Raw genomic sequence first — 25,771 nt, forward strand, 5'->3', positions numbered from 1 at the left:
ATTCCGTCATTTGCGCGCCATCTTCGCCGGACGTCGCTGGTAGCGGTCGACGGCGCTGTTGTGTTCGGCGAGCGTACGCGAGAATACGCTGCTGCCATCGCCGCGGGCGACGAAGTAAAGATAGTCGGTGCGGGCGGGATTCAGGGCCGCCTCGATCGACGCCCGACCCGGGGCGGAAATCGCGCTCGGCGGAAGGCCTCTCCGCATATAGGTGTTGAACGGACCGTCGGTGTTCAGATGGGCGCGCGTCAGATTGCCGTCGAAACGTTCGCCCAGACCGTAGATCACCGCCGGATCGGTCTGCAGGGGCATGCCGGCGCGCAGGCGGTTCACGAAGACCGACGCCACGGTTGCCCGGTCGGCTTCGATGCCGGTTTCCTTCTCGACGATGGAGGCCATGATCAGCGCCTGCTCCGGCGAGGCATAGGGCAGGTCCGGCGCACGTTTCTGCCACGCCGCGTCGAGCTGGCGCCGCATTGCGTGATGGGCGCGCTTCAGGATGTCCAGATCGCTGTCGCCGGCCGGGAAAAGATAGGTATCGGGAAAGAACCAACCTTCGGCCCATTGCGCATCGCTGCCCAGCCGCGTCATCAATGTCCGGTCGTCCATACCGGCCACCACCTGTTTCACATCCGGATGCGCGGCGAGCACTGCACGCATCTGCCGCAGCGTCCATCCTTCGATGAAACGGATTTCACGCAGGCTCACGTCACCGCGCGTCATCTGCTCGAGCAACTGCAACGGCGTGTGCCCGGCCTCGAAGGCATAGCTCCCCGCCTGCAGACGGGTGCCATCGACCGCGAAGCGACCGATCAGACCGAGCAGGCGGCCATCGACCGGAACGCCGGCGCTCTCGATCTGCAGCGCCGCCTGGCGCAGCGAAGTTCCGGGCCGCAGCGTGTACTCGATCGCATCGCCCGTCCAGTGCAGGGGCCGCGTTGCATACCAGGCCAGCGCCGCGATCGCCAACGCGGCGCACAGCAGGGCAAGGACGAGCAAACGGACGAACAGACGGATCATCGGGTGCAGGAGTGACGCTGTGAGCGGGGACGAAGGAAGGCGGGCGCGAAGTCAGCACGGCGTTTCCCGTATGTTACCTTTTCGACAGCGTTCAACTTTCGGGATTCGCAACATCATGATGCTCATGGACCTCCCCCCTGCAGGCACCCTGACCGAGGACGGACAGTTCGCCGCCGTCGTCGACGCCAGCGAGGAAATGCGCGCCGCGCGCGAAGGCACGGTGCTGGTGCCGCTGACCCATCTGGCGCGTTTGCGCGCCGAGGGCGAGGATGCGGCCACCTTCCTGCACAATCTGATGACCAACGATGTGAAGTCGCTGAGCGCGGACGACGTGCGGTACGCCGGTTTCTGCACCGCGAAGGGTCGCATGCTGGCGAGTTTCCTGATCTGGCGCGACAGCGCCGGCATCGTGCTGCAACTGCCGCAGGGACTGGCGGAAGCCCTGCGCAAGAAGCTCGCCATGTACATCCTGCGGGCGAAAGCGACCCTCACCGATGGCAGCGCCGCGCTGCCCGCTCTGGGGCTGGCCGGCCGCGGTGCCGAAGCCGCATTGAGCGCCGCCGGCCTGCCGGTCCCCGCAGTCGCGATGACGCAGGCGCAGGCGGACGGTGTCGCCGTGCTGCGGCTGGCCTCCGACCGCTTCGAAATCCTTCCGCCGCCGGAGCGGCTCGAATCCGTATGGCGCGCGCTGGCCGCTCACGCAACGCCGGCAGGATCGCCCGCCTGGCGCTGGTTCGACATCCGCGATGGCCTGGCGAGCATATGGCCGGCCACGCAGGAAGAGTTCGTTCCACAGATGGTGAATTTCGAGCTGAGTGGTGGCGTGAGTTTCAAGAAGGGTTGCTATCCGGGGCAGGAGATCGTCGCCCGCACGCAGTACCTCGGCAAACTCAAGCGCCGCATGTATCGCGCGTCCGCCGATTGCGCGCCGCCGGCGCCCGGTACGCCGGTGTACGGCCGGGACACGAAGGACCAGGCCTGCGGGGCGGTGGTCGACGCGGTGGCGCTGCCGGACGGCGGATGCGAACTGCTGGCGGTCGTACAGATGTCCAGCACCGAAGCCGGACCGGTGACGCTGGGCAGCCTGTCCGGCAGCCCGCTTTCCTTTCTGCCCCTGCCGTACGCGCTCGGCGAAAACGAAGGTTGATGACACCCATCGACTACTACATCTACTACCGCATCGATCCGCATCGCGAAGCGGCCCTGCGCGCAGCGGTCGCGAGCATGCAGGCGTCGCTGCGCGCGGCAACGGGTGTAGCCGGTCGCCTGCGGCGCAGGCTGGATGATCCGTCGACCTGGATGGAGGTGTATGAAGGGGTGACCGATCCGCGCCGATTCGAGATCGAACTCGGGCTGCACGTGCTGCGCCACGGGCTGGTCGAGTATCTGAAGCAGGATGGCGTGCGTCATCTGGAACGATTCCGGGTCGCCTAGCCCGGCACCGGGGATCCGCATGTGCCTCATCGTATTCGCCTGGTCACCGGATACGCCGCAGCGGCTGTTGCTGGCGGCGAACCGCGATGAGTTCCACGCGCGACCGACGCGGCCTCTGGATGTGTGGGCAGGCTTGCCGTGGCTGATCGCCGGGCAGGATCTCGAATCCGGCGGCACCTGGCTGGGCTTCACGCGCAATGGTCGTTTCGCCGCACTGACCAATTTCCGCGATCCCGCGCGTGCGCGCGCCGCGGCCCGGTCACGCGGGCGACTCGTGCTCGATTTCCTGGCCGGGCAACGCGAAGCCCGTGCTTACGCACGGGATGCCGCAGCGGTCGCCGCCGGCTACAACGGCTTCAATCTGCTGCTCGGCGATGGCCGCGCACTATGGTGGGTTGGCCACAGAAACGGCGAAGCGCCCGCGGTCGCATGCCTGCCCCCCGGCATTCATGCGGTATCCAATCATCGTCCGGGTACGCCCTGGCCCAAACTGGTGCTGGCCCGGGATGGCCTGGGCGACATCATGCGCACCTGCCGGAGCGGCGGCCCGCAGTACGAAGCGCTGTTCAGGATGCTGCTGGACCGCCGGCCCGCCTCCGACGAGGCCTTGCCCGATACCGGCGTGGGGCTGGAGCGAGAACGGCAACTTTCATCGGTGTTCGTGGTCGGCGAGGAGTACGGCACTCGCTGCAGCACGATCGCGGAAATCAGCGATGGCCGGCTGTATGTCGAGGAGCGACGGTTTTCCCCGGATGGCGGGGTATCGGGCCGCACTCGCGTCGATCTGCCAGTGGCGGGCATGTGATCGATGTCGCGGCCGGAGGACGCCTGCCCGGTCAAGTTCGCAGCAGCATGGTCGATGACAGACGGCATTCAGACGACATGACACTCATGACAATTGCCACCCTGCTCCCGGAGGACGAGGACGCCCGACTGCGCGCGCTGCAGGACAGCGGCCTGCTCGATACTGGGCCGGAACAGGCCTACGACGACCTCACGATGCTTGCGTCGCAACTGTGCGGCACACCGGTGGCGCTGGTGAGCCTGGTGGACCGGGATCGCCAGTGGTTCAAGTCGCGCGTGGGGTTTGCGGCCGAGCAGACGCCGCGCGAACTGGCCTTCTGCGCACATGCCATCCTGCAGCGGGACGTCATGATCGTGGCGGATGCGCGGACCGATCCGCGTTTCGCCGACAATCCGCTGGTGACGGGCAGTCCTGGTATCCGCTTCTATGCCGGCGCTCCGCTCGAGGTGTCGTCCGGCCATCGCATCGGCACGCTGTGCGTCATTGACACCGCGCCACGGCAGCTGACCGACACGCAGCGCGCTGCGCTCGAGGCATTGAGCCGGCAGGTCGTCGCGCAGATCGAACTTCGGCGCAAGGTAGTCGAACTGGAACGGGCACGACGTCGGCAGGCCGCCTTCGAGCGGCAGTTGCAGGATTTCAACAAGGAGCTGACGTCCCAGGTGAGCGAGCGCACCCAGGCGCTGCTTGCCCAGCTCGACCGCGCCAACCTCTACTTCGATGCGGTCGGCAGCATGATGGTGATCGCCGATCGCGAGGGCCGCATCGTGCGCGCCAACAACGCTGCCGGAAAGGTGCTCGGCCACGCGCCGGACGCGCTGGTCGGCGAGGACTGGTTCGCGCTGTGCTTTCCGCCGGACGAGGAAGCGGCGGGACGGCGCTTCTTCGCATCGCTGATCGGCGGCGAGCATGGCAAGGAAAGACGATTCCGCGGTCATGTCATGACCGCCGACGGCCGGCGCCGCATCATAGGCTGGCATACCACGCTGCTGGACGATGACACCGGCCTGCCGGGCGAACTGCTGGGCGTGGGCGAGGACATGACAGACCGGCTCGCCGCCGAGGAGCAGTTGCTGCAGACCCTGCAGCAACTGGAACACAGCAATATCGCGCTGCAGCAGTTCGTGCACGTTGCTTCGCACGATCTGCGTGAACCGATCAACTCGATACTCAATTTCGCGCGCCTGCTCGCGCGCGAGGGCTCGTCGCTGGATGCGGATCGTCGCGCCCGCTTCGTCGAATTCATCGTGCGCGGCGGCGAGCGTCTGCGAGCGCTGGTCGACGACCTGCTCGCCTATGTGCGACTGGACAGCGCCGAACTGCACTGCGCGCCGGTCGCCCTCGGCGAACTGGTGGACGACATCCGGCATGCATTGAGTGATGCGCTGCTGCGCAGCGGCGCCGAACTTCGGGTCGGTGCGCTGCCGGTCACGCTGGGCGACCGCAGCCTGCTCGGTCTGGTACTGCAGAACCTGATCGGCAATGCGCTCAAGTTCCAGCCCGCCGATGGCACGCCACGCGTGACGGTGGAGGCCGAGTCGCTGAAGCAGGAAATCCGGGTATCGGTCCGGGACAATGGAATCGGCATCGCGCCAGAATACCAGGAACGCATTTTCCAGACCTTCCAGCGCCTGCACAGTCGCAGCGAGTACGAAGGGACCGGCCTGGGTCTGGCCTTGTGCCGGCGCATCGCCGAAATGCACGGCGGCCGGCTGCAGGTGGAATCCGCGGTCGGCATGGGGAGCCGCTTCATCCTCACACTGCCCCGGCATGAGGGTGCTCGCGATCCGTCTCGACATGAGGAGGATGCAGGATGACTCCGCCGCTGCGCGCGATCGCGCTGATCGACGACAACGACGCCGACAACTTCTTCCATGGCATGCTGCTCGAGCGCTCCGGCATCACCGGCCGGGTCGACGTGTTCGAATCGGCCGAAAGAGCGCTGGCATGGTTTGTCGCGAGCCCGGACCACGATATCGACCTCATACTGCTCGACATCAATATGCCGCGCATGGATGGCTTCGAATTCCTCGACGCTTTCCATCTTCTGCCCGCGGACAGCATCCGCGGCACGCGGATCTACATGCTCAGTTCATCGCCCATGGATGCCGACCGCAACCGCGCCATGGCCTACGCCCGGGTAGACGGGTTCATCGTCAAACCGCTGGATGAGGCTGCAATCCGCGCACTGAGCATGCACATCGCCGTCCCCGACAACGGAGAAGCCGCCGAACGCTAGAGCTCACGTCGCATCGTCAGGTGCGGAATACCCGCCTCGTCGAATACCTCGCCCTCAGCGCGAAAGCCTTCCTTCTCGTAGAAGCCGAGCGCATGCGTCTGCGCGTGCAACACGATGCACCTCATGCCGCGGCGTACCGCCTCATCCAGCAGCGCCCGCAACACGGCGCGCCCGGCCCCGCGGCCACGCCGGTGAGCCCGCACCGCGAGGCGTCCGACCTGGCCGTCCGGCAGCAGACGGCCGCAGGCCACCGCCTCATCGGCCAGCCACGCCAGCGCGTGCACGCTGCGTGCGTCATCTTCGTCCCATTCCAGTTCTTCGGGCACCGACTGCTCGACGATGAACACCTCGCGGCGCAAGGTCTCGAGCCAGGGCCGAAGCACGTCCCAGGAGCCAAGCACAAGGCGGACAGGTGGATCATCGGAAGGCGACATGGCAGGGACGGACGCCGGTCAGTGCAGGTATCGGAATCCCGCCGATGCGATCATCAGCCGCGGATGAATACTTCGGTGCCTGCCGCGACCAGATCGAACAGTTCGACGATGTCGCGGTTGCGCATGCGCACACAGCCGATCGAACCCGGCACGCCCATCTCGACCGTATCGGGACTGCCATGCAGATAGACATAGCGCCGCATGGTATCCACCTCGCCCAGACGGTTGACACCCGGTTCGCAGCCGGACAGCCAGAGGATGCGGGTCAGTATCCAGTCCCGTCCGGGATGGGCCGCCGCCAGTTCGGGGGACCAGATCTCGCCGGTTGGCCGGCGTCGCACGAACACGGTGCCAAGCGGCTGGCCGGCACCGATGCACGCGCGGACGATATGCCGGCCACGCGGCGTGCGATAGCTGCCGCGCTGTTCGCCGACGCCGTTACGGGCGGTCGATACACGGTAACGACGCATCAGCACGTCCGCCTCGTCATGCAGGGACAGCCACTGTGAGGGCACATCGATGACGATGCGCATCACGCGACCCCGGTCTGACGGCGGCGCGCGGCAAAGAAATCGCTGAGCACGCGACCGCACTCTTCAGCCAGCACGCCGGATTCCACCTCCGCGTGGTGATTGAGCCGAGGTTCCGCGAACAGATCGGTCACACTGCCACAGCAGCCGGTCTTGGGGTCGCGCGCACCGAACACCACGCGGGCGATGCGCGCGTGCTGTATCGCACCGCTGCACATGGCGCAGGGTTCCAGCGTGACATAGAGCGTGCAACCGGGCATGCGGTAGTTGCCGAGCGTCTGACCCGCCGCGCGCAGGGCCATGATTTCGGCATGCGCGGTCGGATCGTTCGCCATGATGGGGCGGTTGAAACCACGTCCGATCACGTCCCCGTCGCGCACCACCAGTGCTCCGACCGGTACCTCACCCAGCGAACCGGCTTCTCGTGCGAGCGACAGTGCCTGCTGCATGAAAAAGATGTCAGTATCGCAAGCCATCCGGGGCGTCCTCCCCGCCACCTCAGACGCGAACGTCGGTCTGGCGAACGCCGAAGCGCAGCATCGAATCGACACCGATGATCAGGATGAGCGCGCTGATGAACAGCACCATGCCGGCAAATCCGTGCAGGAATCCCTGCCCCGCTTCGTCACCGAAATAGTAGGTGATCAAGGTCAGCACGATGACACGGATCACGTTGGCGGTGAAGGAGATAGGCACGATCAGGATGGCCAGCGTAATGTTGCGCGCCAGCGAGTCATGGCGCACGAGATTCAGATAGAGCAGGCCGAGTGCCTCAAGCGTGAACAGCGAATGCAGGCCGGCGCAGGCATCCGCGACCAGCAACTGGTACTGGCCGATCACCAGTATCACGCCGGTGCGGGCAATCGGATAGCCGAGCGCATAAAGGAGATGTTCTGCCGCCCACGACACCGCCATTTTCATCGGCTGAGTGATCGTATCCACCAGCACTCCGGGCAGCGGAATCATGAACAGCATGAAGAACAACGGAAACCACAGGCTCATCAGCGTGCGCCGTCCGAAGAAAACCAACATCAACCCGGCCAGCATCGGGATGATGGATCCGATCTCGAAGATCAGGATGTCCTGCGAACGACCGATGATGTACAGCAGCAGCGCAAACACCACGAGCGGCCAACCGGCGGAGGGCAGTGGCGCAGGCTCCAGACTGTCGGCATGTTCGTTCCACTTCGTATAGAGCAGCCACAGCGATACGGCGAACACGATGGGACCGTGCGCATTCTCGTCGGTCGCCCAGATGCCGGTGAACAGGTCATGGAAGCTGGGACCGTACATGGCCGCAAGTCCGGCAACCACGATCCAGAAAGGCGCCCACGCACCCGACAGTGCATGGCTACCCAGACGCATTGATTGAGGCGTGTTCATGCGGACATTCAGACTGAAACCGTGATGCGGGATAGGACAGTACGCATCACGGCTCGTTCATCACCGATCCGACCAGCGTCGCGCTGGCGGTCACCAGTTCGTCGGCCAGCCGACGCAGCCGGGAAGCCCGGCTCACGTTCTTGCGGGCCACCATGAGCGCGCCACTCGCGCGCACCGCAATGGTCTGCGCGTCCGCGTACTCGGCGCCCGCGGGCGTATCGATGAGGATGACGTCGAAATCCTTGGAGAGCTGAGCGAGCAACTGGCTGAACACCGGACGCGACAGGAGTTCCTGCGGATTGGGTGGAACCGCGCCCGCTGGCATGACGCACAGGTCGAGCAGCGCGGGCACACGCTGCACTGCCTCGGGGCCGCCGCGACCGGCCAGCGTTTCGGAAAGCCCGACGCGGTTGTTGATGGAAAAGAGATGATGCTGGCGCGGGTTGCGCATGTCGGCATCGATCAGCAGCGTGCGTTCGCCGAGCTGTGAAAACACCACCGCCAGATTGGCCGCGATGAAGCTGCGCCCCTCGCCACGCTCGGGGCTGACGATGGCCAGTGTCTTGCGCTCGGCCTCGGCATCGAACCAGCGCAGCATGAGCTGGCTGCGCAGCGCACGCAGTTCCTCGACCTGATGGGTGAACGGACGGTAGGCGGCAATCACCTCGTCGCTCACCGCGCTCTCGCCGGGCTGCAGGAAGGGATAATCGAACTGGCGCGACAGCGCGAACTGGATGTCCGATTCCTTCAGCAGACCGAGCGAAATGGCGGCATCGCCAAAACGCAACCCGCGTTCGCGCTGCAGACGCAGGATACGTTCGGCACCATCCGGGCTCAGGCGGCCGGCGTCGATCAGGATGGCGCCAATGGCGCGGCCGGATCCGGAATCCAGGGTAGTGGGTGCATTCATCTGTCTGTCCTTCAGGCCGCTGCCGCACGCGCGCGCTTCGCGCTCTTGTTGAATTTCACCGCCGAAACCAGGCCAAGCACCGGCACGCCCAGAAGCTGCTGCAGATCGTCGTCGCCGCGCACGCGCTGGTCGAGCAGTTCGAGCAGCAGCACCGTCCCGACCGCAAGCAGGGTACCCAGGAATATGGACACCAGCGTATTCAGCAGAATATTCGGGCTCGAGGGCTCGATCGGCGGAATGGCGGGCGTCAGCACCACGATATTGGTCTGTGTGGTCTGGCTTTCCAGAGTGGTCTGGGTGAAGCGCTGCGCCACCGCGTCATAGGCACGCTGCGCGCTTTCGACCTCGCGCTGCAGCACGGCCAGGTCATCGCGCTGCTTCTTCAGCTCCAGCACGCGCGCCTTCTGGGCACTGAGCGCGGCACGCACTTCGGCTTCGCGCTGCACGTTCACGCGGTTGCTGGTACCCAGCGTACTGGCCACCTTTTTCATTTCCGCTTCGAGCTTGGCCTTCATCACGTCGACCTCGCCCTGGGCGCGCTGGTATTCAGGGTGATTGCGGCCGTAACGCTGGCTCATTTCGTTCAGCCTCGCTTCACCGCGCGCCAGTTCGGACTTCAGGCCGATGATGAGCGAGTTCTGCTGCACCTCGGGCAGGCTGTCGAGCTGCTGCGCATTGCCGACCTGGGCCTGGCGCGATGCGGTATCGCTGCGCTGGGCCTGGATGGCCGTGTACTGGCTGGACAGCTCGGCCAGCCGCGCATTCTCGATGTCGAGGCGCTCGTCGGTGGCGACGATGCCGCTTTCCATCTGGAAGGCCGACAGCTTGTTCTGCGCCTTCTCGAGTTCCTCGCGCAGGGCCTTCGACTGGCCGGCGAACCAGCTCGCGTACTGCTTGGCAGGCTCGATCTTCAGTTCCAGATTGGTATCGATATAGGCCTGGGCAAAGGCGTTGGCCACCGCGGCGGAAAAAGCCGGATCCTGGCCGTCGAAGCCGATGGCCAGCACATTCGATTCGCGCGATGGCTTCACGTCGAGCTTTTTCTTCAGCAATTCGGCGTAATAGGCCTCGATAGACCCCTGGCCTTCGGTCGCCTGCCGCCACTGCTCGATGGCCTGCGGGCTCTTTTCGAAGCCGAGCATGCGCACCACGCGCTGTGCGACGCGATCGGAAGTCACGATATCGACCTGGGTCGCCATGTAGCCCGGTGTGACCAGGGCGGGCAAGGTGACGCCGAGAATGGGGTCGGGCGACTTCACGTCGATCAGCACCGACGTGGTCGACGTGTATTGCTTGGGCAGCACCAGACTGACCGCGACCGTGGTCGCGACCACGATGAACAGCACGGCAACGCCGACCAGCCAGCGCGCGCGGAGGATAAGCAGGAATTGCTGGAATGTCATGAATCCATCCGATCAGAAAAGGCTTTCGCGCACATAGATCACATCGTCGCTCTGCAGCAACATCGTCATTTCCGGGTCCAGCGTCTCGACGCCACCCGAAGCGTCGCGCCGGTGCAGGCGCATGCGCCTGTCGGTGCCGCGCAGCGTGACGCCGCCACCCTGGGCCAGACCCTGCATGACGGTCATGCCGCGTTCGAGGCGGTAAGCGCCGGGGCGATTCACCTCGCCATAGATGTAGAACACCGGCGCCCGGTGCACATACAGCACATCGCCACCCTGCACCGGAATGTCGTTCTTCACGCCATCCGGCTGCAGGAACAGGGCCGGTACGTCGATCTCGACACGGAAAGGCTCGCCATTGCGGGTGCCCACCAGCGTTACGATGTCGGCGCCACTGACCGCCATGCCACCGGCGGTCGCGAGCATGTCACTGACACGGGTATTGGCGATTTCTATCGGATAACGCCCGGGACGGTTCACCTGGCCGAGCACGGCAACCTGGGTGCCACGGATCTGCAGCAGCAGGACGTTGACCTGCGGCTTGAGCACGAAGCCGCCTTCGCGCAGCTTGTCCGCCACCATCTTTTCCGCCGCCGGCAGAGTCAGTCCACCCACACTCACCGCTCCGATCAGCGGATAGGTGATGGTGCCGCTTTCGGTCACCCGCGTTTCCACCGTCAGGTCTGGATTCTGGAACACGGTAATGCGGATGATGTCACCCGCGCCCAGCACGTATTCGCGCGTATCGGCCGCCTGCCCGGCGGGCAGCAGCATCAGTCCGAAAATGAATCCGAGCAGAAGACGTCCGAACTTCGTCATATTTGTAAGCATCCGGTTGGTCGGTCAGAAAACCGGAGAACCCGGGTCGCCGGGCCCTCCGGGTGCGGCGACACCGCTGTTTACTTCAGGCCGGAAAGGCCCTTTTCGACAGGCGAAGCCGAGTCAGCCGGCGCGGGGTCCGCGGCCGGTGCCGCAACGGAGGCGGGCGCCGATTCCGCAGCGGCCGGAGCCGGCGCAGCAGCACCGGCGAATTCGCCCATGTACTCGATCTTGCCGCCTTCGCGCAGCTTCTTGACTTCCGCCTTGGCGATCTCGGCCTTGCGCTGATTCAGCAGGAACTGCTCGATCACCGGTTTGGCCGCGCTCTCCTCGACCGGAGCGCTGCGCGAGGCCACCAGTTCCAGCACGATGATGCCGGAGTTGGTGGCGATCAGGCCCATCTGGCCATCCTTGAGCTTGTGGATGTTCTTCACCATTTCCAGCGGAAGCTGTTCCGCCGGCTTGGTCACCGCATTGGCATTGAAACGGATGTTCTGGCTGCGCAGCCATTCGGCGATCTGCTGCAGGCTGCGCGGCTGCCCCATGAATTCCTCGAGCTTGGGCTTGAAGTCGGGGCCCGCGGCGATGGACAGTTCGCGCAGGTTGAAGATGCGCCGCTCGGAGAACAGTTCGGGATGCTCGGTGTAATAGGTCTTGATTTCGGCATCGGTCGGCTTGGTCGCCGCCGATGCAACCTGTTCGAGGTAGGCGCGGGACAGCACTTCGCGGCGCGCCGCCTCGATCGCCTGCAGCGTGCGCGGATCCCGATCCAGTTTCTTGTCCATGGCCTGCTGCACCAGCAGTTCCTGATCGATGAGGCGCTCCAGCACCTGACGGCTGGCCGCCTTGGCCTGTTCAGGGCTGGACACATTCGTGCGCTGCATGACCTGATTGATCTGATGCACCGACACTTCACCCCCGTTGACCTTGGCTGCAACCTGTGTCGCCGTCTTCTTCTCTTCGCCGCCGCCGCAGGCGGACAGGAGGGCCGCTGCGAGTACGGTCAGTGCGATGGTTCGGCTCGTGTGACGTGGCATGTTTTCCCCGGAGATTGATGGATGACTGAGTGCTGTTCCGTAGCGGCGGCACCGGACAGGACGGTGGCCGGCCAAAGTCGAACAGTATAGGACGCGTATTACGGCGCGGTTGCGTGAAATGTTTCCGTAATGCAACAAGGCTGTGGAGAGTGCCACGACTGCCGCTCCATGGCTAGATGAGAATTACACGCATTTGGATGCGCCGACGCACCGTCAGGCGCGGAGTGTGCCGTCCGGACGCGATAGAATCCGGTTTCCGCGCAAGCCACCTCCTCAGCCATGCCCTGTCCTCCCGCCGCCTTTGCTGACGCGCTCCAGGTATTCAGGCGCCACGAGCGCATGGACGCGCCCATGCTCATGTGCAAGCTGACCGAAGAGGCGGGCGAGTTGGCCGAAGCCGTACTGGTCGCGCAGGGGTTCAAGCCGCACAAGACGCTGCCCGCCGATGCGGCGCTGGGCGAGGCCGCCGATGTGATGCTGTGCCTGCTGCTTGTGCTCAGCCGTGTCTATCCGGAACAGACAGCTCACGCGCTGGCTGGCGCGCTGGCGGGACAGATCGACGCCAGGCTGGCTCGCTACGTCGCCCGTCAGCCCGCTGCGGACGGCGCGAACTGAAATGCCCACCTTTGAACTCGTTTCGCTGGCGTTCATCGTCAGCCTCATCTGGTTCTGGCTGGACAGCCTGAATGCGCGCGAAGCCGGCATGGAAGCCAGCCGCGCGGCCTGCCGGTCGGAGGGTGCGCAACTGCTGGACGACACGGTGGCCATCCGCTCCACCTCGTTTGCCCGCGACGAGGACGGGCAGATGCGCATCAAACGAACCTATGCATTCGAATACAGCGATACCGGGAACAATCGGCGCCAGGGTTCGGTCACCCTGCTCGGAAAACGGGTGATTGCACTTTACATCGCCCCCCACATCGTCTGACGCAGCGGCGGAACGACCGGCTGCCATCCGCTTTCACCATGAAATTCATACTCGACTTTTCGTCCGCCGGCCATCTTCCCCGGCGGCTGGTATTCGGCGAGCCACGCGAGGTGATACGCGCCGACACGCCCGACGAGGTGCGTGACGCGCTGCGTCGCGTGGCCGATGCGGCCGCGGCAGGACGGCATGCCGTCGGCTTCGTCGCCTACGAGGCGGCACCTGCCTTCGACCGCGCTGCCCGGGTACGCACCGGCGGTACGCTCCCGCTGGTCTGGTTCGGCGTGCATGAACGCCCGCTCGACTGTGGGCCGGATCGACTGCAGAAATTCGATGTATCGGAATGGTCGCTGGACACCGACCATGTCCGCTACCAGCAGGCGATAGCCGCCATCCATGCGGCAATACGACGCGGCGACGCCTACCAGATGAATTACACGATACGCGCCCGCGCACGGCTGGACGGCGATGCCCTCGCCTTCTACGAGAACCTGCGCCTGGCACAGCAGGCCGACTTCTGTGCCTATATCGACACCGGCGCGCATCGCATCCTGTCGGCATCGCCCGAACTGTTCTTTTCCTGGCAAGACGGCCTGCTGACCACGCGCCCGATGAAGGGCACGGCGCGGCGCGGACAGATGCCGGAAGAGGATGCGGAACTGGCGCGCTGGCTGCGCAGTTCGGAAAAGAACCGCGCCGAGAACCTGATGATCGTGGACCTGCTGCGCAACGATCTGTCGCGGCTGTCCATGCCCGGAGGCGTACAGGTGCCCCACCTGTTCTCGATCGAGAACTACCCCACCGTGCTGCAGATGACCTCAACCATCACCGCACGCACACGCACGGACGTCACGCTGGAACAGGTGTTCGAAGCGCTCTTCCCGTGCGGCTCCATCACCGGCGCGCCCAAGCTGAAGTCCATGGACATCATCGCCGACCTTGAAACATCGCCGCGCGGCGTGTATTGCGGCGCGATCGGCCATGTGGCGCCGGGCGGTGCGGCGCGCTTCAACGTGGCGATACGCACGGTCACCCAGGACGTGGCCAGCGGACGGCTCGAATGCGGTCTGGGGGGTGGCATCACCTGGGATTCCGAGGCAGCCGACGAATACAACGAGGTGCTGACGAAAAGCCGCTTCCTCACGCGGGCGGCACGCGGTTTCGAACTATTCGAAACACTGCTGCTGGCGGACGGGCACTATGTATTGCGCGAGCGGCATCTCGCCCGGATCACGGCTTCGGCGCGCCATTTCGGCTTTGCCGAACCGCGCGCAGCAATCTCCCTGCTTGATGCGCACGCGGCCGCCCATCCTGCCGGCCGTTACCGGGTGCGCCTGCTGAGCGATCAGGCCGGCACCGTGCGCATCGAAAGTTCGGCCGCCGACGAGCCCGACGGCAGCCGACAAACGGTGCGCCTTGCGGCCGAGCCGGTTTCGCGGGCCGAACCCTTTCTGTACCACAAGACCACCCGGCGGGCGATCTACGACGCCCATGTCGCACGGGCCGCGGGCAAGGCCTTCGACGTGCTGCTGTGGAACGATGCCGGCGAACTGACCGAATTCACGCGCGGCAATCTGGTGCTGGACATCGAGGGCACACGCTTCACGCCGCCAGTCACCAGCGGCCTGCTCGATGGCACGCTCAGGCGGGAACTGGTCGAGCGCGGCGAACTGGTCGAGCGGGTGCTCACCTGTGACGACATCGGACGCGCGCAGGCGATGTGGTTCATCAACAGCGTGCGCGGGTGGATTCCGGTCGAGCTGGACTCGACTCCGCTGGATGTCGAACCGGCTCCGGTACCGGCCTATGCCGATCCCTATGCCGGTGACCGGTCGTCGTCCTGAAGCGGCATGCGGTCGTTTCCCGCGGTCCTGCTGAGTGCCTTGCTCACCGGCTGCAGCAGTGGCATCACACCCTACTACTACTGGCAGACGGCACGCGGCCAGATGGAACTGTGGCGCAGCGCGCAGGACGTGAGCGCCGTCATCGCCGACCCCGGCACGCCGGAAGCGCTGCGTCTGCGCCTGGCAGAGGCGCAGCGCATACGCGACTGGGCCAGCCAGGCCCTTTCGCTGCCCGACAACGGCAGTTACCGGCGCTATGCGGACATCGGACGGCCATTCGTCGTGTGGAACGTGTTCGCCACACAAGCCCTTTCGATACGACCTGAACAATCGTGTTTCCCGATCGCCGGCTGTGTCAGTTATCGCGGCTTTTTCGCAGAGGAGGACGCGCGCGCCTATGCCGACACGCTGTCGCGACGCGGTCTCGATGTTCATGTGTCGGGCATCCCCGCCTACTCGACGCTGGGCTGGTTCGACGATCCGCTGCTCAGTACCTTCATTCACTATCCGGACACCGAGCTGGTGCGTCTCATCGTGCATGAGCTGGCGCACCAGGTGGTGTATGTGCGTGACGATACGGAATTCAACGAGTCATTCGCCAGCGCGGTGGAAGAGGAAGGCGTGCGACGCTGGCTGGCCCTGCCGGACCGCCAGGCGCTGGCGGAGAGGTTCGAGCGCGCGCAGGAGATGCGCGCCGGTTTCGCGGCACTGGTCACGCGCTATCGCGAGGCACTGGACGCGCTCTATGCGAGCGAGGCAAGCGAGGCGGAAAAACTCGTGGACAAGAAGCGCCTGATCGACGCCCTCGGCGCGGATTATCGCGCGATGCGCGACCATCGCTGGAACGGCTTCCGTGGCTACGACCGCTGGTTCGCCCAGGACATCAACAACGCCACGCTCGCATCCATCGGCCTCTATACCGGCGCGAAGCCGGCGTTCGCACGGCTCATCGCCGAATGTGACGGCGACATGCCGCGCGTGTGGGAACGCATGCGCGCACTGGCTGCACTGCCCCGCGACGAACGCCGCGCCGCCCTGGGATTGCCCCCTCATCCGGAGAACCACACACCATGAACGCCCAGCAATCGTTGGACCTGAAGGCCCGCATCCGCACCATCCCGGATTTCCCGTCGCCCGGCATACAGTTCCGCGACATGATGCCGCTGCTGGCGGACGCGCAAGGCCATGCGCAGGCCATCGCCGGCCTGATCGAAGGCCTGGCACCTGGCAGCATAGACGCCGTGGCCGCCATCGAGGCGCGCGGCTTCCTGCTGGCGGGCGGCGTCGCGCGTGCGCTGGGCTGCGGCCTGGTACCGGTGCGCAAGCCGGGCAAGCTGCCGGGTTTCACGCTGGGACTGAACTATGCGCTGGAATATGGCACCGACCGGCTGGAAATCCAGCAGGACGCACTGAAGCCGGGCGACAGGGTATTGCTGGTGGATGACCTGATCGCCACCGGCGGCACCGCCGAGGCGGCCGCCCGACTGATAGGCCAGACCGGCGCCCGCCTGGAGGCGATACGCTTCCTCATCGATCTGCCCGCGCTCGGGGGCATGACGACGCTGAAGGCGCAGGGCTGGGACTGCGCCGCGCTGATCGCCTTCGACTGACGGGACTCAGAACTGGTATTGCACCGTCGCCGACGCGCTGTTCACCTTGTACTGGTAGAAGGCGCTGTTGGAGTCGCGCTCGTCGCGGCGCAGTTCCGCGCTCAGGCTCAGATTGCGCTGGATGGACCAGGTCGCACCGATGCTGACTATTGTGATGTCCTCCTGCCGGGCGTTCTGCGCAAGCTGTGGAAGCAGTTCGGTGAATGCGGTCTGGCCGCTGCCGTCGCGGGAGACGCGCTGGACTCGGCCATCGAAACGCAATTTTGCTGTGGGCTGCCAGCTCGGAGCGAGCGTGTAGGTGGTTGTCCGGAAGTAGCTCGAGAAGGTGTCCTCGAGCGCCGCGATCTGCCGCTCCGCACTCACGGTCAATTGCAGATGGCCGGTGGGCTGCCAGTCCCAGCTCATACGTCCATACACGTCCTGATAGTCGCGCGCCGGCACATTCGCGTGCTTGCGATCGGATTGCCCGATCGATGCGGACAGGCGCGAATGCCCCACCGGTTGCCACCGCACACGCGCCTCGATGTCTTTCTGGGTATATGAGTTCGTGACATTCAGAGACGGCAGACGGTTGGGATAGTCGCCGTCCGAATCGCGCACCAGCAGTTCGAATGCGGTGCCGCCGCGCGTCGTGTAGCGCCCGCCGAACTCGGCGCGATCGATTTCGTAGTCGCTCGCCCGGCGAACGGTCAGACCGTTCTCGAAGGTATCGCGCGACACGCCGCCGAACAGGGCCCAGTAGGGGTTGATCCGGTAGTTGGCGTCGAAGCGGTAGGACTCGGCGTTGACCAGGTTCTTGGCGGGATTCGTCGTCCGGAAATCGCCGAAGCCCTGCAGATAGCGCCGCGAGGTGTATCTCAACTGGCCCGACAGATTGTTGCCGATTTCCCACTTCCAGCCGGCCGCCGCGTTGTAGCCGTCGTAGTCCAGATCGGTGATGGCGTTGTAGCGCACCATGTTCTGCACATAGCTCGCCGACAGTTCCTGCCGGCTGATGCGCTTCTGGAAGGTGAGCCCGGCACTGGCCGTGTAACTGTGATCGCCGCGCGGCGTGTCCGGACCGAATGCGGTCGAACGCTGACCATCCGGCAGGTAGAGCACGTTGTCGACGTACTGCCAGGAAGCCGACGTGATCAGACCGAAGGCGTCATTCTCGTCGGCCTTGACCACGGCACTGAGTGGCAGCAGGCACAGCAGGCACAGCAGGGAGCGACTTTTCTGGGTGTTATTGTTCATCGATGACAGTATGGCGACAGGCCGTGACGCTTTTCTTTCCGAAATGCAAATCGTGAAAAACCGCAAAACAAAGTCCGGTATTCTATCCGCGCTGCCGTATTCACGTTTTCAGTTCATTGCACTCACCGGTTCCTTCTTCGATGCTCGCCAAGTTTGAGCGTAACACTTCCGTATTGCGGGCACCGCTCAGTCTCTCCGGCATGGTCGAAATGTTCCTCGACCCGCTGTCGTTGATCGTGTCGCTGATCGCCTGCGCACTGTATTACGGCGACGCGGTTGACGCGCGTTACGTCGTGCTGTCCCTCGTGGTGTTCTCGCTGTCCTTCCCCGGCTCGTCGCTGCTGAGCATGCAGCCGCGACGGGTGATCCGGCAGACCGTGATCGGCTGGCTGCTGATCGCCTTCATCCTGCTTTTCTTCGGCTATGCCAGCCAGTACATCGAGAACTTTCCGCAGGACGTGGTGCTGGCCTGGCTGATCGCCGCACCGCTGACCCAGCTTGCCGCGCACTTTGCCGCGCGCGGCTACCTGCAGCGCGCCGCCGCGCAGGAAGCCAACCAGACCAAGGTGATTATCGTCGGCTGCAACGACATCGGCGCATCGCTGGCGGAGCAGTTTGCAAGCAATCCTTACCTCGGCGTGCGCTGCGTCGGCTACTTCGACGATCGCTCGCCGGAACGCATCACCCAGCTCAACGGCATGCCTCTGCTGGGCCGGCTGCGCGATCTGGCCGCCTATGTCAAGGCCAATGGCATAGACCAGATCTACATCTCCCTGCCCATGGCCAGCCAGCCGCGCATCCTCGCACTGCTGGACGACCTGAAGGACACCACGGTGAGCATCTTCTTCGCGCCGGACATCTTCGTGACCGACCTCATCCAGGGGCGTATGGACTATGTCGCAGGTGTACCGGTGGTGGCGGTGTGCGACACGCCGTTCACAGGCATCAACGGACTGGTCAAGCGTGCCAGCGACATTGCACTGTCGCTGCTCATCCTGATCATCATTTCGCCGTTGCTGCTGGGTATCGCCATCGGCGTGAAAATGTCCTCGCCCGGCCCGGCGCTGTTCCGGCAACGCCGCTACGGCCTCGACGGCAAGGAAATCGTGGTCTACAAGTTCCGCTCCATGACCGTGCAGGAAGACGGCAAGGAGGTGAAGCAGGCCACACGCAACGACCAGCGCATCACGCGCTTCGGCGGCTTCCTTCGGCGCACTTCGCTGGACGAACTTCCGCAGTTCATCAATGTGCTCCAGGGGCGCATGAGCATCGTCGGACCGCGGCCGCATGCCGTGTCGCACAATGAAACCTACCGCAAGCTCATCAAGGGCTATATGGTGCGGCACAAGGTAAAACCGGGCATCACCGGCTGGGCCCAGGTGAATGGCTATCGCGGCGAAACGGAAACCGTCGACAAGATGCAGAAGCGCATCGAGTACGATCTGGAATATCTGCGCACCTGGTCGCTCGGCCTGGACCTGTGGATCATCGTCAAGACCATCGCCGTCGTGTTCCGCGACCGCAACGCCTACTGAGCGGCCATGCGTGCTCCACGCGTGCTGCATTGGGCGGCGGCTGCCGCGGCGCTGTTCATGATCGCCGGCCTGCTCCGGCTCGGCGAAACCGAACTGGCGGTCGGACTCGTCCCGTCGCCCTGGGACAAGCTGGTACACGCCGCGACCTTCGGCGCCATGGCCTTCCTGGTGTGGCTGGGTAGCGGTCAGCGCTGGCTGGTGATGTGTGCAACAGCGGTGTTCGCGCTGGCCTGTTACGATGAATGGCGTCAGCAGATGCTGCCCGGTCGGGAAGCGGATCTGCTGGACCTGAGCGCGAACGCCGTGGGCATCGTGCTTGCCGCCCTCATCGCACGCCGCCTGTCGCCCCCGGAAATCTGAATGACCCTGCTGCATCCGCTGTGTCTGCTTGCCATGTGTCTGCTGCCGCTCGCCGGGGCGCAGGCAGCCGACGCTCGCGCCTACCGGCTCGACCCTGCCGCGCTTTCCGACTATCGCCTCGACCCGCCCGAAGCGGAGCGCATCGTTGACGCCGAAGTGCAGCGCGCACGCAGGGAAGCTCTGGACAATCTGCCATTCTCGTCACAGATCGAAATGGCGGCGCGCGAGGGGGGCATAGACCCCGAACTGCTGCACGCCGTCGTGCAGGCGGAATCGGCCTACAACCCGCAGGCCGTATCGCCGAAAGGCGCGCTGGGTCTGGCACAGCTCATGCCTTCGACCGCCCTGCAGTACGGCGTGCGCGACGCGATGAAACCGGCCGACAATCTGAAAGCGGGCGCCCGTCATCTGCGCGACCTGCTGGACGAATTCGGCTCGCTCGAACTGGCGCTCTCGGCCTATAACGCCGGAGCCGGTGCGGTACGTCGCTATGGCGGCATTCCGCCCTATCCGGAAACCCTGGCCTATGTGCCCAAGGTATCCGAACGCTACGAAACGCTGAAAAAGCGCGCCGAAGCGAAGACCCCCTCTCCTCCTCCCAGCCCCTACCGGCTGCGGACTGACCTGCCGGCCCTGCGCCTGCAATCCGGCATCCAGTGAATGGCAAGGTCGCCGCGACGGACCGGGCACTCGACACGCGCTGCATGAAAGACATCCGGAGCGATGTGGTGGCGGTCATCGGCGGCGGTCCGGCCGGCCTCATGGCCGCAGAATACCTGTCGGCGGCCGGTGCAAGCGTGGACCTGTTCGAAGGCAAGCCTTCGGTCGGCCGCAAGTTCCTGCTCGCAGGCAAGGGCGGACTGAACCTGACGCATGCCGAGCCACGCCCCGCTTTCGACGATCGATATCGCGAGCGCAGCGCCGAGCTGGCACGCTGGCTGGACGAATTCGATGGTGAGGCAGTGCGCGCCTGGTGCCATGGATTGGGACTGGACACCTTCGTCGGTACGTCGGGCCGTGTGTTCCCGCGCGACATGAAGGCGGCGCCACTGCTGCGCGCATGGTTGTCCCGGCTGCGGCGGCAAGGCGTGCGCATCCATGTGCGCCATCGCTGGACCGGCTGGACGCAGGACGGCGCATTGCGCTTCGAGACACCAGCCGGTGAGGCCTGCATGGATGCCCGCGCCACGCTGCTCGCATTGGGCGGGGCAAGCTGGCCACAGCTCGGCTCTGACGGTCGCTGGGTCGACACGCTGAACGCATGGGCCGACATCGCCCCGCTGCGCGCCGCCAACTGCGGCTTCGACGTGCCATGGAGCCCGCATCTGGTCGACCGCCATGCCGGCGCCCCGCTCAAGACCGTCACGCTGGGTCTCGTCGATGCACATGGACAATCGATATCGCGGCGCGGCGAGTGCGTGATCGGCGAACACGGGCTGGAAGGCAGTCTCATCTATGCGCTGTCGGCCGATATCCGCAGGGTCATCGAAGCGCGGGGGCGATGCGCGGTCCATATCGATCTGCTGCCGGACCGCGATTTCGCGCGCGTGCTGCATGAAATCGAGCATCCGCGCGGATCGCGCTCGATGTCGGCCCACCTGTCCAGCCGCCTCGGTCTGGACGCGACGAAGCGGGCGCTGCTGAACGAGGTGCTGGACCGGACGCGGCTGGCCGACAGCCCTTATGTCGCAGCCACCATCAAGGCACTGCCGCTCACCCTGCTGCATCCGCGCCCGATGGCCGAAGCCATCAGCACCGCAGGGGGCGTGCGCCTGGAATCGCTGGATGCCGGTCTGATGCTGAAATCGCGGCCCGGCGTGTTCTGTGCCGGCGAAATGCTGGACTGGGAAGCGCCGACCGGCGGCTACCTGCTGACCGCCTGCATGGCGAGCGGCCGCGTCGCCGCCCGCGCCATGCAGGCCTGGCTGCGCGGCGATCAGCCGGCCTGATGATAGGCGGCCACGCGCTCCACCTCGTTCTTCGACCCCAGAATGACCGGCACCCGCTGATGAAGTTTTTCCGGCTGCACATCGAGGATGCGCTGGTGGCCGGTGCTGGCCGCGCCGCCGGCCTGCTCGATGATCAGCGACATCGGGTTCGCTTCGTACATGAGGCGCAGCTTGCCGGCCTTGGCCGGATCCTTGGTGTCCTTCGGATACATGAAGATGCCGCCGCGGGTCAGGATGCGGTGCACATCCGCCACCATGGAACCCACCCAGCGCATGTTGAAATCGCGGCCGCGCGGGCCGCTCTTGCCTGCCACCAGCTCCTCGACATAGCGCTGCACCGGCGGCTCCCACCAGCGCGCATTCGACGCGTTGATCGCGTATTCGCCGGTGTCCTCGGGCACGCGCATGAATTCGGTCGTGAGCACGAAGCTGCCGGTTTCCCGGTCCAGCGTGAAGGCATGCACGCCATGTCCGACGGTCAGCACAAGCTGGGTGGCGGCACCATAGACTGCGTAGCCGGCGGCGAGCTGACGGCTGCCGGCCTGCAGGAAGGCCTGTTCACCGATCTCGGCGGCCGAGCTCGCGCCTTCCGGACAGCGCAACACCGAAAAGATGGTGCCGACCGAAATGTTCACGTCGATGTTCGACGACCCGTCCAGCGGATCGAACAGCAGCAGGAACTCGCCCTTCGGATAGCGGTGCGGAATCTGGTGCGGCAGATCCATTTCCTCGGACGCCATGGCCGCGAGATGGCCGCCCCATTCGTTCGCTTCGAGCAGGATGTCGTTGGCGATCACGTCGAGCTTTTTCTGCACTTCGCCCTGCACATTCTCACCGCCCGCCTCACCCAGCGAATTGGTCAGGCCGCCCTTGCCCACCGCATTGCCAATGGCCTTGATGGCACGCGCGACAACTTCGATCAGGAAGCGCAGATCAGCGCTGATACGCTCTCCGTCGCGTTGCTGCTGGATCAGGAACTGGCTCAGGGTGATACGGGACATGTGCGGAAACTCCGGAATGACAGGAAATGCATTATCGTGCACAGCACCACGATTCGACACCCATCGATTTCACGTCGGGGCGCTTTCCGGCCCGTGACCATGTCGCGCTGACGGAACCGGCGCACGGCTGTGACAGTCCTCAGTCGAATCGTAAATAAATCAAACTCCATGCACATTCTTGTTCTCGGTGCCGGCGTCATCGGCATCACGTCGGCCTGGTATCTGCGACAGGCCGGCCACACGGTCATCGTCGTCGATCGCCAGCCGCAAGCGGCCATGGAAACCAGCTTTGCCAACGGCGGGCAGATTTCGGTCAGTCACGCCGGACCATGGGCCTCGCCACAAGCACCGGCCATCGGTCTGCGCACCCTTTTCGAGAAGAACGCACCGATCCGCTTTTCCCCCACGGTCAATCATCGGCAGTGGCGGTGGATGAGCGCATTCCTGCGCGAATGCACGCCCGGACGCACACGCCGCAACACGCGCTCGCTGGCTGCGCTGGCCGTCAGCAGCCATGCGGAACTGCAGTCGCTGCGCCGCCAGCTTGCGCTCGAGTACGACCAGGCGGCCTGCGGCATCCTGCATCTGTTCACCGAACGCAAGGAGCTGGATCGCGCGCAGGCACGCGCGCACTGGCTGGCACCTTTCGGCATCCGGCTGGATGCCTGCACGCCCGAACAGTGCGCAGCCATCGAGCCGGCCCTGGCAAACAGCCGTCGCCCGCTGATCGGTGGTCTGTACGCGCCGAACGACGAAGTCGGCGACGCGCACCGATTCACGCAGGCACTGGCACGTGCCTGCGTCGATGCGGGCGTGCAGTTCCACTACGAAACGACGGCGGATGCACTGGATCTGCATGAAGGTGCGGTACGTGGTGTGGCGGTGCGCGACGCGCGCGGCGTGCGCGGGTTGCTGCGTGCCGACCAGGTGGTGTGCTCGCTGGGCACCCACAGCCGCATGCTGGTCGAACAGCACGGGCCACGTCCCGCGCTGTATCCGATCAAGGGCTATTCCCTCACCCTGCCCGCCGGTGCCGGTGCGCCGCGCGTCAGCCTCACCGACGAAGAAAACCGCATCGTGCTGTCGCGGCTCGGGGATCGTCTGCGCGTCGCAGGCATGGCCGAACTGGGGGGCATGACGGTCACCGTGGAAGCGGACCGGGTCGATCTGCTCAAGCGCCTGGTCCGCGAATGGCTGCCTGACATCGGCGACTTCGATCAGGCCGAGGCCTGGTCGGGACTCAGACCGTGCACCCCGGGCAACGTGCCGCTGATCGGGCCGAGCCGGCTGCGCGGCCTCTGGTACAACACCGGTCATGGTTCATTGGGGTGGACGCTGGCTTGCGGTTCGGCGCGCCTGCTGAGCGAACTGATGGCCGGGCGCGACGCGGCCATCGACTTTCCCGCCCTTACCGGCCGTCGTCACTGATCACGCGAAACCGCGTTCGCCGCGCCGGTCAGGTCGGCCTGCTCTGCCGCTCAAGCACGGTGAGCAGTGCAGACGTGTCCTGCATGCCGCCGCCCTGTCCGATCAGGGCATTCAACTGCTGCCACACCGCGGCCGACAGCGGCATGGCCAGACCCATGCCGACCGCCTCGCCCATCACGATGCCCATATCCTTGTGATGCAGCCTCGACTGGACGCCCGCGGTGAAGTCGCGCAGCGCCATCTTGCCGCCGAACAGATCGAGCGCGCGCGACGCAGCCGATCCGTGCAGCATGGCCTCGCGTACCTTCGCAAAATCGACCCCGCTGGCGGATGCCAGGCGGGCCGCCTCCGCGGCGGCTTCGATGAAGGCGCACAGGATGAGCTGATTGCAGGCCTTGGTCACCTGTCCGGCACCGATCGGACCGACGTGGACCAGGGTGCGACCGACCGCGGACAACAGCGGCTTCATGCGTGCAAACACGTCCGCATCGCCACCGGCCATGATGGACAGCGTGGCATCGATCGCCCCCCGCTCACCGCCGGATACCGGCGCGTCCAGCATGTGCACGCCGCAACCTGCGAGCGCGCTGGCGATGTCGCGCGCCACCGATGGCGGAATGGTCGAATGATCGATCACCACGCTGCCTGCCCGCGCGCCTTCGATGACGCCGCGCGGGCCGAGCACCACTTGCCGCACATCGTCGCCGGTGGTGACGATGGTGCAGATCACGTCGACGTCGGCCGCGCATTCCGCGGGTGAACCGGTGGCACGCGCGCCCAGCGCCAAGAGCGGCTGCATGGCTTCGGGGCGGCGCGCCCACACCGCCACCTCGTGTCCGGCGCGCAGCAGATTGGCCGCCATCGCACGGCCCATGGCGCCCAGACCGATGTATCCGACCTTCATGTCAGCGGACTCAGCGTTCCACGCCGCCCAGGTCCTCGAGCACCTTGAGCACGGCGATCGAATCCTCCTCGCCCAGCCCCTGGCCCACCATGGCATTGAGCATCTGGGCTGCCGCCGCGGCCGACGGCAGCGCCAGTCCCATGCGATGCGCCTCGTTCATCACGATGCGCAGATCCTTCTGGTGCATCCAGGACTTGAAGCCGGGCTTGAAATTGCGATCCAGCATGCGCTGGCCGTGATTCTCCAGGATGCGGCTGTAGGCAAAGCCACCGAGCAGCGCCTCGCGCACGCGGGCGGCGTCCACCCCGCTCTTTTCCGCGAAGGCAAAAGCCTCGGCCAGCGCCAGCACGCCCACGCCGGTCAATATCTGGTTGCAGGCCTTGGCCACCTGGCCGGCGCCGCTGTCGCCGACCCGGGTGACGTTCTTGCCCATCAACTGGAACAGCGGCAGCACGCGGTCGAATGCGTCCTGAGGACCTCCGGCCATGATGGTCAGCGCAGCATTGATCGCGCCGACCTCTCCACCCGACACCGGTGCATCGATCATCGCAACACCCTTGGCTGCGAGCTGACCGGCGATGTTGCGCGCCGAATCCGGCGCGATGGTACTCATGTCCACGAACACGAGATCGGTGCGTCCGGCCGCGCCCTCCGCCACACCCTGCGGCCCGAGCGCTACCTGTTCGACGTCCGGCGCATCCGCCACCATGGAGAACACGACGTCCGCTTCACGTGCCACATCGGCAATGCTGGAATGGAAGGCCGCACCGCTGTCGCGGAAAGGTTCCAGCGAGTCCGGGCGGCGCGCCCACAGGTGCAGGCTGTGACCGCCCTTCGCCAGATGACCCGCCATCGGGCGTCCCATGAGCCCCAATCCGATGAATCCGACCTTCATGTCTCGTCTCCTTGATTTTTCAACGTATAACTTGCGCGTACGGAATCGCAGGATGTCCGACCCGGATGCG

Annotated in this window: 28 protein-coding genes; 15 read left to right on the forward strand and 13 right to left on the reverse strand. The window is 65.3% G+C overall.

Translation table 11 applies throughout. The annotated features are described in order from the left end of the window. Positions 1-6 precede the first annotated feature (6 nt). Positions 7-1,020 (reverse strand): endolytic transglycosylase MltG, encoded by a 1,014-nt coding sequence (mltG, locus tag A3Q7_RS0105385; RefSeq protein ID WP_018410837.1) that lies wholly within the window; start codon positions 1,018-1,020, stop codon positions 7-9. Positions 1,021-1,144: 124 nt separating this feature from the next. Here mltG and ygfZ point away from each other — a divergent pair, with 124 nt between their 5' ends. From ygfZ to A3Q7_RS0105410, 5 genes are all read left to right on the forward strand, one after another. Beyond that, a complete protein-coding gene (ygfZ, locus tag A3Q7_RS0105390; RefSeq protein WP_232417833.1) occupies positions 1,145-2,167 on the forward strand; it encodes a CAF17-like 4Fe-4S cluster assembly/insertion protein YgfZ in 1,023 nt (340 codons plus the stop codon). Then, positions 2,167-2,454: a DUF4936 family protein gene (locus A3Q7_RS0105395; RefSeq protein WP_018410839.1), complete on the forward strand. Its 288-nt coding sequence runs from the start codon at positions 2,167-2,169 to the stop codon at positions 2,452-2,454. The genes ygfZ and A3Q7_RS0105395 overlap by 1 nt, the downstream gene beginning before the upstream one ends. Positions 2,455-2,473: 19 nt before the next feature. Continuing rightward, positions 2,474-3,259, forward strand: coding sequence for an NRDE family protein (locus A3Q7_RS0105400; RefSeq protein ID WP_018410840.1), 786 nt, complete (start codon positions 2,474-2,476; stop codon positions 3,257-3,259). 86 nt (positions 3,260-3,345) lie between these two features. Beyond that, a complete protein-coding gene (locus A3Q7_RS19495; RefSeq protein WP_018410841.1) occupies positions 3,346-5,076 on the forward strand; it encodes a sensor histidine kinase in 1,731 nt (576 codons plus the stop codon). Beyond that, positions 5,073-5,498: a response regulator gene (locus A3Q7_RS0105410; RefSeq protein WP_018410842.1), complete on the forward strand. Its 426-nt coding sequence runs from the start codon at positions 5,073-5,075 to the stop codon at positions 5,496-5,498. Before A3Q7_RS19495 ends, A3Q7_RS0105410 begins: the two co-directional genes overlap by 4 nt. Here the strand turns inward: A3Q7_RS0105410 and A3Q7_RS0105415 are convergent. From A3Q7_RS0105415 to A3Q7_RS0105450, 8 genes are all read right to left on the reverse strand, one after another. Then, positions 5,495-5,932 (reverse strand): GNAT family N-acetyltransferase, encoded by a 438-nt coding sequence (locus A3Q7_RS0105415; RefSeq protein ID WP_018410843.1) that lies wholly within the window; start codon positions 5,930-5,932, stop codon positions 5,495-5,497. The genes A3Q7_RS0105410 and A3Q7_RS0105415 overlap by 4 nt on opposite strands. Positions 5,933-5,985: 53 nt before the next feature. Next, positions 5,986-6,465: a L,D-transpeptidase gene (locus A3Q7_RS0105420; protein ID WP_018410844.1), complete on the reverse strand. Its 480-nt coding sequence runs from the start codon at positions 6,463-6,465 to the stop codon at positions 5,986-5,988. Beyond that, entirely contained in the window at positions 6,465-6,938 is a 474-nt protein-coding gene (gene tadA / locus A3Q7_RS0105425) for a tRNA adenosine(34) deaminase TadA (RefSeq protein WP_026224525.1), read from the reverse strand. Before tadA ends, A3Q7_RS0105420 begins: the two co-directional genes overlap by 1 nt. A gap of 22 nt (positions 6,939-6,960) precedes the next feature. After that, complete coding sequence (gene xrtB, locus A3Q7_RS0105430; RefSeq protein ID WP_018410846.1) at positions 6,961-7,827, reverse strand: exosortase B; 867 nt, start codon at positions 7,825-7,827, stop codon at positions 6,961-6,963. A 64-nt stretch (positions 7,828-7,891) separates the two neighbouring features. Continuing rightward, positions 7,892-8,755 carry a chain length determinant protein tyrosine kinase EpsG gene (gene epsG, locus A3Q7_RS0105435; protein ID WP_018410847.1) on the reverse strand — a complete coding sequence of 288 codons (864 nt, stop codon included), beginning with the start codon at positions 8,753-8,755 and terminating at the stop codon, positions 7,892-7,894. An 11-nt stretch (positions 8,756-8,766) separates the two neighbouring features. Then, positions 8,767-10,158, reverse strand: a complete 1,392-nt coding sequence (gene epsF / locus A3Q7_RS0105440) for a chain length determinant protein EpsF (RefSeq protein ID WP_018410848.1) — start codon at positions 10,156-10,158, stop codon at positions 8,767-8,769. A 12-nt stretch (positions 10,159-10,170) separates the two neighbouring features. Beyond that, entirely contained in the window at positions 10,171-10,977 is an 807-nt protein-coding gene (epsE, locus tag A3Q7_RS0105445; protein ID WP_018410849.1) for a polysaccharide export protein EpsE, read from the reverse strand. An 80-nt stretch (positions 10,978-11,057) separates the two neighbouring features. Next, positions 11,058-12,014: an EpsD family peptidyl-prolyl cis-trans isomerase gene (locus tag A3Q7_RS0105450; RefSeq protein ID WP_018410850.1), complete on the reverse strand. Its 957-nt coding sequence runs from the start codon at positions 12,012-12,014 to the stop codon at positions 11,058-11,060. Positions 12,015-12,353: 339 nt separating this feature from the next. On the opposite strand from A3Q7_RS0105450, the gene A3Q7_RS0105455 reads away from it, so the two are divergent. The 5 genes from A3Q7_RS0105455 to A3Q7_RS0105475 are packed head-to-tail and all read left to right on the forward strand — an operon-like array spanning position 12,354 to position 16,393. Beyond that, entirely contained in the window at positions 12,354-12,629 is a 276-nt protein-coding gene (locus A3Q7_RS0105455; protein ID WP_018410851.1) for a hypothetical protein, read from the forward strand. Position 12,630: 1 nt separating this feature from the next. Next, on the forward strand, positions 12,631-12,942 hold the full coding sequence (locus A3Q7_RS0105460; RefSeq protein WP_018410852.1) for a DUF3301 domain-containing protein: 312 nt from the start codon (positions 12,631-12,633) through the stop codon (positions 12,940-12,942). Between the two features lie 38 nt (positions 12,943-12,980). After that, positions 12,981-14,783 carry an aminodeoxychorismate synthase component I gene (gene pabB / locus A3Q7_RS0105465; RefSeq protein ID WP_018410853.1) on the forward strand — a complete coding sequence of 601 codons (1,803 nt, stop codon included), beginning with the start codon at positions 12,981-12,983 and terminating at the stop codon, positions 14,781-14,783. Positions 14,784-14,789: 6 nt separating this feature from the next. Then, positions 14,790-15,857 (forward strand): aminopeptidase, encoded by a 1,068-nt coding sequence (locus A3Q7_RS0105470; protein ID WP_018410854.1) that lies wholly within the window; start codon positions 14,790-14,792, stop codon positions 15,855-15,857. Continuing rightward, positions 15,854-16,393 (forward strand): adenine phosphoribosyltransferase, encoded by a 540-nt coding sequence (locus tag A3Q7_RS0105475; RefSeq protein WP_018410855.1) that lies wholly within the window; start codon positions 15,854-15,856, stop codon positions 16,391-16,393. The genes A3Q7_RS0105470 and A3Q7_RS0105475 overlap by 4 nt, the downstream gene beginning before the upstream one ends. 6 nt (positions 16,394-16,399) lie before the next feature. Here A3Q7_RS0105475 and epsL read toward each other — a convergent pair whose 3' ends face one another. After that, a complete protein-coding gene (epsL, locus tag A3Q7_RS0105480) occupies positions 16,400-17,629 on the reverse strand; it encodes an XrtB/PEP-CTERM-associated polysaccharide biosynthesis outer membrane protein EpsL (protein WP_018410856.1) in 1,230 nt (409 codons plus the stop codon). Between the two features lie 200 nt (positions 17,630-17,829). Between epsL and A3Q7_RS0105485 the strand changes: the two genes are divergently transcribed. From A3Q7_RS0105485 to A3Q7_RS0105500, 4 genes are read left to right on the forward strand one after another with little or no spacing between them, the layout of a single operon-like run. Further along, positions 17,830-19,164, forward strand: coding sequence for an undecaprenyl-phosphate glucose phosphotransferase (locus tag A3Q7_RS0105485; protein WP_018410857.1), 1,335 nt, complete (start codon positions 17,830-17,832; stop codon positions 19,162-19,164). A gap of 6 nt (positions 19,165-19,170) precedes the next feature. Beyond that, positions 19,171-19,524, forward strand: coding sequence for a VanZ family protein (locus A3Q7_RS0105490; protein WP_018410858.1), 354 nt, complete (start codon positions 19,171-19,173; stop codon positions 19,522-19,524). Then, positions 19,525-20,184: a lytic transglycosylase domain-containing protein gene (locus tag A3Q7_RS0105495; RefSeq protein WP_018410859.1), complete on the forward strand. Its 660-nt coding sequence runs from the start codon at positions 19,525-19,527 to the stop codon at positions 20,182-20,184. A 44-nt stretch (positions 20,185-20,228) separates the two neighbouring features. Next, complete coding sequence (locus tag A3Q7_RS0105500; RefSeq protein ID WP_026224526.1) at positions 20,229-21,473, forward strand: TIGR03862 family flavoprotein; 1,245 nt, start codon at positions 20,229-20,231, stop codon at positions 21,471-21,473. On the opposite strand, the gene A3Q7_RS0105505 is transcribed toward A3Q7_RS0105500, so the two are convergent. After that, positions 21,461-22,474, reverse strand: a complete 1,014-nt coding sequence (locus tag A3Q7_RS0105505) for a class 1 fructose-bisphosphatase (RefSeq protein WP_018410861.1) — start codon at positions 22,472-22,474, stop codon at positions 21,461-21,463. The genes A3Q7_RS0105500 and A3Q7_RS0105505 overlap by 13 nt on opposite strands. A gap of 168 nt (positions 22,475-22,642) precedes the next feature. On the opposite strand from A3Q7_RS0105505, the gene A3Q7_RS0105510 reads away from it, so the two are divergent. Further along, positions 22,643-23,902 (forward strand): D-amino acid dehydrogenase, encoded by a 1,260-nt coding sequence (locus tag A3Q7_RS0105510; RefSeq protein ID WP_018410862.1) that lies wholly within the window; start codon positions 22,643-22,645, stop codon positions 23,900-23,902. Between the two features lie 28 nt (positions 23,903-23,930). Here the strand turns inward: A3Q7_RS0105510 and A3Q7_RS0105515 are convergent, their stop codons facing one another. Then, positions 23,931-24,806 carry an NAD(P)-dependent oxidoreductase gene (locus A3Q7_RS0105515; protein WP_018410863.1) on the reverse strand — a complete coding sequence of 292 codons (876 nt, stop codon included), beginning with the start codon at positions 24,804-24,806 and terminating at the stop codon, positions 23,931-23,933. Positions 24,807-24,816: 10 nt separating this feature from the next. Beyond that, complete coding sequence (locus tag A3Q7_RS0105520; protein ID WP_018410864.1) at positions 24,817-25,701, reverse strand: NAD(P)-dependent oxidoreductase; 885 nt, start codon at positions 25,699-25,701, stop codon at positions 24,817-24,819. Positions 25,702-25,771 lie beyond the last annotated feature (70 nt).

The organism is Methyloversatilis thermotolerans, from assembly GCF_000372885.1.
Lineage (GTDB): Bacteria > Pseudomonadota > Gammaproteobacteria > Burkholderiales > Rhodocyclaceae > Methyloversatilis > Methyloversatilis thermotolerans.

What these genes read in the sequence shown, in the direction of transcription:
- mltG (WP_018410837.1), bottom strand. Translation starts at nt 1,020, where the DNA reads ATGATCCGTCTGTTCGTCCGTTTGCTCGTCCTTGCCCTGCTGTGCGCC.
- ygfZ (WP_232417833.1), top strand. Translation starts at nt 1,145, where the DNA reads ATGGACCTCCCCCCTGCAGGCACCCTGACCGAGGACGGACAGTTCGCC.
- A3Q7_RS0105395 (WP_018410839.1), top strand. Translation starts at nt 2,167, where the DNA reads ATGACACCCATCGACTACTACATCTACTACCGCATCGATCCGCATCGC.
- A3Q7_RS0105400 (WP_018410840.1), top strand. Translation starts at nt 2,474, where the DNA reads ATGTGCCTCATCGTATTCGCCTGGTCACCGGATACGCCGCAGCGGCTG.
- A3Q7_RS19495 (WP_018410841.1), top strand. Translation starts at nt 3,346, where the DNA reads ATGACAATTGCCACCCTGCTCCCGGAGGACGAGGACGCCCGACTGCGC.
- A3Q7_RS0105410 (WP_018410842.1), top strand. Translation starts at nt 5,073, where the DNA reads ATGACTCCGCCGCTGCGCGCGATCGCGCTGATCGACGACAACGACGCC.
- A3Q7_RS0105415 (WP_018410843.1), bottom strand. Translation starts at nt 5,932, where the DNA reads ATGTCGCCTTCCGATGATCCACCTGTCCGCCTTGTGCTTGGCTCCTGG.
- A3Q7_RS0105420 (WP_018410844.1), bottom strand. Translation starts at nt 6,465, where the DNA reads ATGCGCATCGTCATCGATGTGCCCTCACAGTGGCTGTCCCTGCATGAC.
- tadA (WP_026224525.1), bottom strand. Translation starts at nt 6,938, where the DNA reads ATGGCTTGCGATACTGACATCTTTTTCATGCAGCAGGCACTGTCGCTC.
- xrtB (WP_018410846.1), bottom strand. Translation starts at nt 7,827, where the DNA reads ATGCGTCTGGGTAGCCATGCACTGTCGGGTGCGTGGGCGCCTTTCTGG.
- epsG (WP_018410847.1), bottom strand. Translation starts at nt 8,755, where the DNA reads ATGAATGCACCCACTACCCTGGATTCCGGATCCGGCCGCGCCATTGGC.
- epsF (WP_018410848.1), bottom strand. Translation starts at nt 10,158, where the DNA reads ATGACATTCCAGCAATTCCTGCTTATCCTCCGCGCGCGCTGGCTGGTC.
- epsE (WP_018410849.1), bottom strand. Translation starts at nt 10,977, where the DNA reads ATGACGAAGTTCGGACGTCTTCTGCTCGGATTCATTTTCGGACTGATG.
- A3Q7_RS0105450 (WP_018410850.1), bottom strand. Translation starts at nt 12,014, where the DNA reads ATGCCACGTCACACGAGCCGAACCATCGCACTGACCGTACTCGCAGCG.
- A3Q7_RS0105455 (WP_018410851.1), top strand. Translation starts at nt 12,354, where the DNA reads ATGGACGCGCCCATGCTCATGTGCAAGCTGACCGAAGAGGCGGGCGAG.
- A3Q7_RS0105460 (WP_018410852.1), top strand. Translation starts at nt 12,631, where the DNA reads ATGCCCACCTTTGAACTCGTTTCGCTGGCGTTCATCGTCAGCCTCATC.
- pabB (WP_018410853.1), top strand. Translation starts at nt 12,981, where the DNA reads ATGAAATTCATACTCGACTTTTCGTCCGCCGGCCATCTTCCCCGGCGG.
- A3Q7_RS0105470 (WP_018410854.1), top strand. Translation starts at nt 14,790, where the DNA reads ATGCGGTCGTTTCCCGCGGTCCTGCTGAGTGCCTTGCTCACCGGCTGC.
- A3Q7_RS0105475 (WP_018410855.1), top strand. Translation starts at nt 15,854, where the DNA reads ATGAACGCCCAGCAATCGTTGGACCTGAAGGCCCGCATCCGCACCATC.
- epsL (WP_018410856.1), bottom strand. Translation starts at nt 17,629, where the DNA reads ATGAACAATAACACCCAGAAAAGTCGCTCCCTGCTGTGCCTGCTGTGC.
- A3Q7_RS0105485 (WP_018410857.1), top strand. Translation starts at nt 17,830, where the DNA reads ATGGTCGAAATGTTCCTCGACCCGCTGTCGTTGATCGTGTCGCTGATC.
- A3Q7_RS0105490 (WP_018410858.1), top strand. Translation starts at nt 19,171, where the DNA reads ATGCGTGCTCCACGCGTGCTGCATTGGGCGGCGGCTGCCGCGGCGCTG.
- A3Q7_RS0105495 (WP_018410859.1), top strand. Translation starts at nt 19,525, where the DNA reads ATGACCCTGCTGCATCCGCTGTGTCTGCTTGCCATGTGTCTGCTGCCG.
- A3Q7_RS0105500 (WP_026224526.1), top strand. Translation starts at nt 20,229, where the DNA reads ATGAAAGACATCCGGAGCGATGTGGTGGCGGTCATCGGCGGCGGTCCG.
- A3Q7_RS0105505 (WP_018410861.1), bottom strand. Translation starts at nt 22,474, where the DNA reads ATGTCCCGTATCACCCTGAGCCAGTTCCTGATCCAGCAGCAACGCGAC.
- A3Q7_RS0105510 (WP_018410862.1), top strand. Translation starts at nt 22,643, where the DNA reads ATGCACATTCTTGTTCTCGGTGCCGGCGTCATCGGCATCACGTCGGCC.
- A3Q7_RS0105515 (WP_018410863.1), bottom strand. Translation starts at nt 24,806, where the DNA reads ATGAAGGTCGGATACATCGGTCTGGGCGCCATGGGCCGTGCGATGGCG.
- A3Q7_RS0105520 (WP_018410864.1), bottom strand. Translation starts at nt 25,701, where the DNA reads ATGAAGGTCGGATTCATCGGATTGGGGCTCATGGGACGCCCGATGGCG.